The organism is Flavobacterium sp. MEB061, assembly GCF_000834715.1.
In the GTDB taxonomy this organism is placed as follows: domain Bacteria; phylum Bacteroidota; class Bacteroidia; order Flavobacteriales; family Flavobacteriaceae; genus Flavobacterium; species Flavobacterium pectinovorum.
This window is the reverse complement of the sequence record NZ_JXQR01000048.1, coordinates 1-1,316: the sequence shown is the minus strand read 5'-3', so window position 1 is coordinate 1,316 and position 1,316 is coordinate 1. Positions and strand designations below refer to the sequence as shown.

Annotated in this window: 1 pseudogene; it reads right to left on the bottom strand. The window is 41.6% G+C overall.

The features are described from left to right. Positions 1–1,316: pseudogene (locus tag RT99_RS25410) on the bottom strand (hypothetical protein); the annotation flags it as partial.

The window sequence follows — 1,316 nt, the reverse complement described above, 5'->3', positions numbered from 1 at the left end:
TTGTTACCGCTAATCTTATAGCGCTTTCACAATTGGTTACCGGATCTAAAATAGCTCCGTAATAAATTCCGTTTGCCAATGCTGTGGTTGGCGCAATTGCCACTCCACCTGTTAAAGTGCTATACCAAACTACATTGGCTTCGTTTACCTGAATATTAGCTACTGTTGGCGCATTCACTAAACAGAAATCCTGTGTGTCATCTGTAGTGGTTGGCGTGCCCGGATCGCTTACTGTAATTGTTACTGCTAAACGAACTGAACTTTCGCAACCTGTTACAGGATCTAAAATGGCTCCGTAATAAATTCCGTTTGCTAAAGCTGTTGTGGCAGGAATTGCTACGCCGCCTGTGGCAGTGCTGTACCAAACTACATTTGGTTCGTTTACCTGAATGTTAGCTACAGTTGGCGCATTCACTAAACAGAAATCTTGTGTATCATCAGTTGTAGTTGGTGTTAATGGATCTGTAACGGTAATTGTTACTGCCAATCTTACTGCACTTTCACAATTCGTTACAGGATCTAAAATTGCTCCGTAATAAATTCCGTTTGCCAATGCTGTGGTTGGAGCGATTGCCACTCCGCCTGTTAAAGTGCTATACCAAACTACATTGGCTTCGTTCATCTGAATATTAGCAACTGTTGGTGCATTCACTAAACAGAAATCCTGTGTATCATCTGTAGTAGTTGGAGTACCCGGATCTGTAACGGTAATTGTTACTGCTAAACGAACTGAACTTTCACAATTTGTTATTGGATCTAAAATAGCTCCGTAATAAACTCCGTTTGCCAAAGCTGTTGTTGGCGCAAGTGCAGTTCCGCCTGTGGCAGTACTGTACCAAACTACATTTGGTTCATTTACCTGAATATTGGCAACTGTTGGTGCATTTACCAAACAGAAGTTCTGTGTATCATCTGTAGTAGTCGGCGTACCCGGATCTGTAACTGTAATTGTTACTGCTAAACGAACTGAACTTTCACAGCCTGTTACAGGATCCAAAATGGCTCCGTAATAAATTCCGTTTGCCAAAGCTGTAGTTGATGCAATTGGTGTTCCTCCTGTGGCAGTACTGTACCAAACTACATTTGTTTCGTTTACCTGAATGTTGGCAACTGTTGGCGCATTCACTAAACAGAAATCTTGTGTATCATCTGTAGTTGTTGGCGTTAATGGATCTGTAACCGTAATTGTTACTGCTAATCTTACAGCGCTTTCACAATTGGTTACAGGATCTAGAATAGCTCCGTAATATATTCCATTTGCCAAAGCTGTAGTTGATGCTATTGCTACACCGCCTGTTGCAGTGCTATACCAAACT